The sequence below is a fragment of the Robinsoniella sp. genome, assembly GCF_034124845.1.
This window is the reverse complement of sequence record NZ_JAWYAJ010000258.1, coordinates 1-5805: the sequence shown is the minus strand read 5'-3', so window position 1 is coordinate 5805 and position 5805 is coordinate 1. Positions and strand designations below refer to the sequence as shown.

At 34.6% G+C, this 5805-nt stretch carries 4 protein-coding genes and 2 pseudogenes; all 6 read left to right on the top strand.

Annotated features, from left to right (window positions below; translation table 11 throughout):
* Positions 1–360 (top strand): annotated as a pseudogene (locus ACH2DQ_RS12830) (ATP-dependent DNA helicase PcrA); the annotation flags it as partial.
* Positions 361–444: 84 nt separating this feature from the next.
* Positions 445–660, top strand: a pseudogene (locus tag ACH2DQ_RS12825) (hypothetical protein); the annotation flags it as partial.
* 293 nt (positions 661–953) lie between these two features.
* The gene (locus tag ACH2DQ_RS12820; protein ID WP_394913420.1) at positions 954–1277 is read left to right on the top strand and encodes a DUF2589 domain-containing protein; all 324 of its coding nucleotides are present in this window, start codon (positions 954–956) and stop codon (positions 1275–1277) included.
* A gap of 251 nt (positions 1278–1528) precedes the next feature.
* A complete protein-coding gene (gene rlmD, locus ACH2DQ_RS12815; RefSeq protein WP_395026987.1) occupies positions 1529–2893 on the top strand; it encodes a 23S rRNA (uracil(1939)-C(5))-methyltransferase RlmD in 1365 nt (454 codons plus the stop codon).
* Between the two features lie 247 nt (positions 2894–3140).
* The gene (locus tag ACH2DQ_RS12810) at positions 3141–4706 is read left to right on the top strand and encodes a DUF262 domain-containing protein (protein WP_395026985.1); all 1566 of its coding nucleotides are present in this window, start codon (positions 3141–3143) and stop codon (positions 4704–4706) included.
* A gap of 365 nt (positions 4707–5071) precedes the next feature.
* The coding region (locus tag ACH2DQ_RS12805) for a PDDEXK nuclease domain-containing protein (RefSeq protein ID WP_395026983.1) at positions 5072–5805 on the top strand (734 nt) is incomplete at its 3' end.

The following is a 5805-nucleotide window of genomic DNA, read 5'->3' as shown; positions in this document are numbered from 1 at the left end:
ATGATCCGCGGTGAGACCCAGTACAACAAAGTATCCAGATTCATTCGGGAAATCCCCCGTGAGCTGGTAGCCGTGGGCGGACAGGTAAAAGATAAGGTAGAAGACATACCGAAGCCAACCAATTATGCACAGGCAAAAACAGCATTCAAAACAAAAATATTTGATCCCAGACAGTTCCAGGTAAAGAAGGCGGATGCCCTGGATTACGGCGTTGGAGATCAGGTAAAGCACATTAAATTCGGTGTGGGAACCGTCGAAGGAATTGTAGAGGGCGGCAAAGACTATGAAGTAACCGTCAACTTCGAAAAAGCAGGCGTAAAAAAGATGTTTGCGGCCTTTGCAAAACTAAAGAAAGTATAAAATATTTTTTTCATATAGTAAAATTTAGTATTTAGTGATATACTAGTCATAAGAGTAAATCTAATGAAAGGACGTGTAAGGGATATGAACAAATTTGAAGAATTACTGGCTGCATTACAGAAAAAAGAGGATGACAAAAACAAAAATACAGTGCTTTGGGTTTTGGCAATTATCGGTGCTGTAGCAGCAGTAGCAGCAATCGCTTATGGTGTTTATCGTTATTTCACGCCGGATTATCTGGAAGACTTTGAAGAGGACTTCGATGATGATTTCGATGATTATTTTGATGATGCTGATGATATTATTGACGATGTAAAAGAAGACGTCAAAGAAGCAGCAGAAAAAGTGAAAGACGCCGTTGAAGACGCAGTAGATTAATTAAAAATGCATAAAAGGGCAGATGTCATTTGGCACCTGCTTTTTTTTACGAAAAATTTGTATTATGGGGTGAGATTTGGTAGAATGGAAGCAGGGGTTAGCGGTTAGCGGTGAGATTAGAAAACAGATGGATATAAAAGGGCTGATCTGAAGTTGACTTTTAAGAGAGATTTCATATTGTTGGAAAAATACTAATATTATATGGGGGTTCTACTATGAATAAAAACGGTGAATGCAAGTATCAATGTGACAAAAACTGTGATGAGAGTAAGAATGATACCGATTATTTTAATGAGTACAATAGCGATCAGGAAGAAACTAATAAAGTTCCGGTACAGTCAGATTCCAGGGAGCGTGACAAAAACGAAGAACAGTGCCATAAACGAAACGATCATAGAAATCCAATAGAGTCAAAAGCACCCGAATATATAAGGCTGGTTCCAATTCCGAATCTTATGATAGATGAAGCCAATATCAACTTTGATATGGAGGTAAAGGAAACTGCCGCAGAGAATAAAAGAGTAAAGGAAGAAAAATAAAAGAAGAAAAAATAAAAGATTGAACAGCAAGAGAAAAAAGAGCAAAGGTAATTAATATCAATTCTTTGAAACTACGTTTTAATTATTTTGTAATTGTAATTAGTTAAACCAAGAAAGTTTAATATTAGAAAGTAAAGACAATAATAAAGACAACAATAAAGATAACAATAAAGACAATAATAAGATAATAAGAAGGGCAATAAAAAAGACGATAATAATAAAAATATAAAATATAAATGGAGCGTAAAATTGTGAAAAAAGGTCAAGTATTAGAAGGTGTTATAAAAGAAGTAGTATTTCCAAACAAAGGGATTGTAGAAGTAGAGAATGAATCAAAAACAGTTATTGTTAAAAATGGTGTTCCTGGTCAGAAAGTTCGCTTTTCTATCAATAAAATCCGAAAGGGAAAATGCGAGGGACGATTGCTAGAAGTCATTGAAAAGTCGCCTGTGGAAGTAGAACCATCCTGCCCGCACTTTGGTATCTGCGGTGGCTGTACATATCAAAATCTGGATTATCCGACGCAGCTTGCCCTGAAAGAAAAGCAGGTAAAAGATCTGATAGACAGCGTCTGTAAAGATTATGAATTCGAAGGAATTAAAGGCAGTCCCCAGCAATTTGCATATCGTAATAAAATGGAATTTTCATTTGGGGATGAAATAAAAGATGGCCCGTTGGCATTAGGAATGCATAAACGTGGAAGCTTTTATGATATTGTAACGGTTGATCAGTGTAAAATCGTAGACGACGATTATAATAAAATTCTGGACTGTGTGCTGGGATATTTTAAAGAGACGGATCTGAGTTTCTATCATAAATTATCTCACCAGGGATATTTACGTCATCTGTTAGTTCGTAAGGGACAGAAGACAGGAGAGATCCTGATTGATCTAGTAACCAGTACTCAGTCAGTGCCCAATTTGGAAGGCCTTAAGGACAGGCTTTTGGAATTAGAATTAGATGGCAGAATCGTAGGGATATTAAATACATTAAATGATAGTCTTGCCGACGTCGTTCAGAATGATGAAACTAAAATATTATATGGACAGGATTATTTTTATGAAGAGCTGTTAGGTCTTAAATTTAAAATTTCTCCATTCTCCTTTTTTCAGACAAATTCACTTGGCGCAGAGGTATTGTATGAGACAGCACGTTCTTATGTGGGAGAGACGAAAGATAAAGTGATATTCGACCTCTACAGCGGTACCGGAACGATTGCACAGATGTTAGCTCCGGTTGCCAAAAAGGTAATTGGTATTGAATTCGTGGAAGAGGCGGTGGAAGCAGCAAAAGTAAACGCGGCTTTGAATAATTTGGATAATTGTGAGTTTATTGCAGGGGATGTATTAAAAGCAATTGATCTCGTGAAGGAAACACCGGATCTTATTGTCCTTGACCCACCAAGGGATGGAATTCATCCAAAGGCGTTGCTGAAGATTATTGATTTTGGAGTGGATAGAATGGTTTATATTTCCTGTAAGCCTACCAGTCTGGTTCGGGATTTGGAAGTGCTGCAGGGGAGAGGGTATGAGGTTGTGAAGGTTGTGGGGGTTGATATGTTTCCTGGGACTGGGCATGTTGAAACCGTGGTTCTGCTGACTAGAAAAGGCCAGTAAATCAAAGGGTTTTAGGAAATTGGGCAGGAGATGTAGGTGTGCTTTTTGGCTTGTTGAAATGATATAAGTTTCCGATTACTGGGGTGGGGTAAGGAAAATGAACGTTTTGGCAAAAGCGGGTTGATATATGAAGAATTCTAAAGATAATATTACGTAGTTAATTATGTACCAAAATAAATTATATAATTTGAATGCTCACTACTGGTGATATGATTGATAATTTATATTAAGAAAAGGAGTGTTAATAATGAAAACTGTAACTTTAGATGCACTAATTCCAAGAGAAGATTTTGAGATTATTTCTACAATTGGTAATAGTGGAAATACAAGAAACAAATTAACTTTGTCGATTGAAGATTTGAAATATGATTCTTTTTTCTTTTCTGCGTTGAGAAAACCAATATTTCAAAGAGAAACAAATGATTGGGAATCAACAAAAATTGTTTCGATGGTTGGGAGTTTTTTAAACAATGAGTTAGTCCCATCTATAATTTTATGGAGAAATCAAGGTGGTTATATTTTTGTTATTGATGGAGCACATAGACTAAGTAGTTTAGGCGCATGGATTAACGATGATTATGGTGATGGACCTATCTCCCAGAAGTTTTATGGTAACTATATCTCAACAGAACAAAAAGAAATTGCAGATAAAACGAGGCGTTTAGTTAACGAGAAATTTGGTTCATTCACGGAAATATGGAATATATCTCGAAATTTATCCGCAACAGATAATGTTAAAAAAATCGAATCTGCTAAGAATCTTGGAGCATTGGGTCTGCAAGTACAGTGGGTAGATGGTGATGCAAGCAAGGCAGAAGATTCTTTCCTGAAAATCAACCAATCTGCGACAAAAATCAGTGATGCAGAACTTGAATTAATAAAAAACCTCGACATGGCATTTGCTATTTCTGCAAGAGCAGTTGTGCGGGCAGGTAAGGGATATAGTTATTGGTCAAGTTTTTCGGATGAGTACCAAAATAAGATTATTGATAAAGCAAAAAATATTCATCAGATTATGTTTGGTACAAAAACCTTTGATATAAATGATGTTAATTCTTTTCCGATTGCAGGGCCCAGATTGTCAAATTTGACCTTAGATGTAGTCACTCAAACTATAAAAATATGTAATGGCTTAGATGGTGTAAAAAAACTTGAAATTGGCGCAGAGAAAACGGTTTTATTATACCTAAATGAGACATTGCGAATTTTGGAGTATATAAACTCGAATAAACCATTTTCTTTAGGAATTCATCCGTTCATTTATTTCTATTCTGACTTAGGTAAGCATAAAATTGCTTCATATTATGGTTTTTTAATGTTTATTAAAGATTTAATAGAGAAGAAAAATATAAATAAATTTGTAGAAAATAGAGAGCTGTTTGAACAGGTGATTTATCAATACAGTTTTCTTGTACAGCAGATTGTAAGAAGATTTAGACAATCAAAACGTGCATTTGCTCCGATAAAAAATTATTTCGATGCCATTTTAGATATTATTTCAAAAGATAAAGAGATAACAATTGAAAGTGTAATTACATGTCTAAAGGAGATAGATGAATTCAGATTTTTACAAACAGAAATTGTAGATAACGAATCCTCTGCTGTTAATAGCAACTTTTCACGAGGGAAAAAACAACAGATTAAATTGCATACATATGTGTCTACACTACCTAAATGCCCAATATGCGGAGGATATATGGACAATAATTCCGTATCCGTGGATCATATACATAGAAAACAAGATGGTGGAACAAATGCAATAAACAATGGTCAGGTTACCCATCTATACTGTAATACCACATATAAAAATTGAAATGATGATGGAATAATAAATCAGTTTTGCAATCCACAGTGCGAACGCTAATTTCTCAATCTCTTTATCATAGGCTCTTCTAGAATGAGATTTAGTAACAAAAAAATATTTAAAAATATAAATGGAGATATTCTTACATATTTATAATAAAGAAAAGGCGTAAATAAATAAGAGGTGAGTGTATACTATCGGCATGTAATATAAATAATACCTTTCACCGCATGTTGAGACTGTGGTGCTCTTAACCCGTAAAAAAGATACTCAGACTATTGATATTGAAATGAATATAGAAAAACAAGATATTTAGTATTAGGACTATATTTTAGAAAGTTGGTGATTTGATGGCATACGAGATGGCAAATCCAATGATTAATGAAATAAAAGATATTCTTGAAGCAGCAAGAAAAAATGCAACACGGAAGGTCAATGATGAGCTGATTATTGCTTATTGGAAAATAGGTGAAATAATTGTGCGTTATGAGCAAAATGATAGTTTAAGAGCAGCATATGGGGAGCAGACGTTAAAGCAGTTATCTAAGGAATTGACGAAAGAGTTGGGAAAAGGGTTTTCGAGATCAAATTTACAAAACATGAGAGCATTTTACTTGTATTATGAAAAATGCCAGTCAGTGACTGGCAAATTAAGTTGGACTCATTATTGTGAATTATTAAGTATCACAGACAAAGAAAAAAGGCAGTTCTATGAGAATGAAGCACAAAACTCAAATTGGTCTGTAAGGGAGATGAAAAGGCAAATTGAAACATCATTGTATGAACGGTTACTTTTATCTAAAGGACAAATAAATAAAGAAGAAGTTTATAAATTAGCGACAAAGGGAATTGAGTTATTGACACCCTCTGATATGATAAAAGATCCATATGTTTTTGAGTTTTTAGGTATACCGGATAATAAGCCTGTATTGGAAAATGACCTTGAGAGGGCATTGGTAGAACAAATAGAGAAGTTTTTGTTAGAGCTCGGACGTGGTTTTATGTTTGTTGGTACACAACAAAGAGTAACTATTAATAATACTCATTATTATGTAGATATGGTTTTCTATAATAATCCACTTAGGTCATACGTGCTAATTGAACTTAA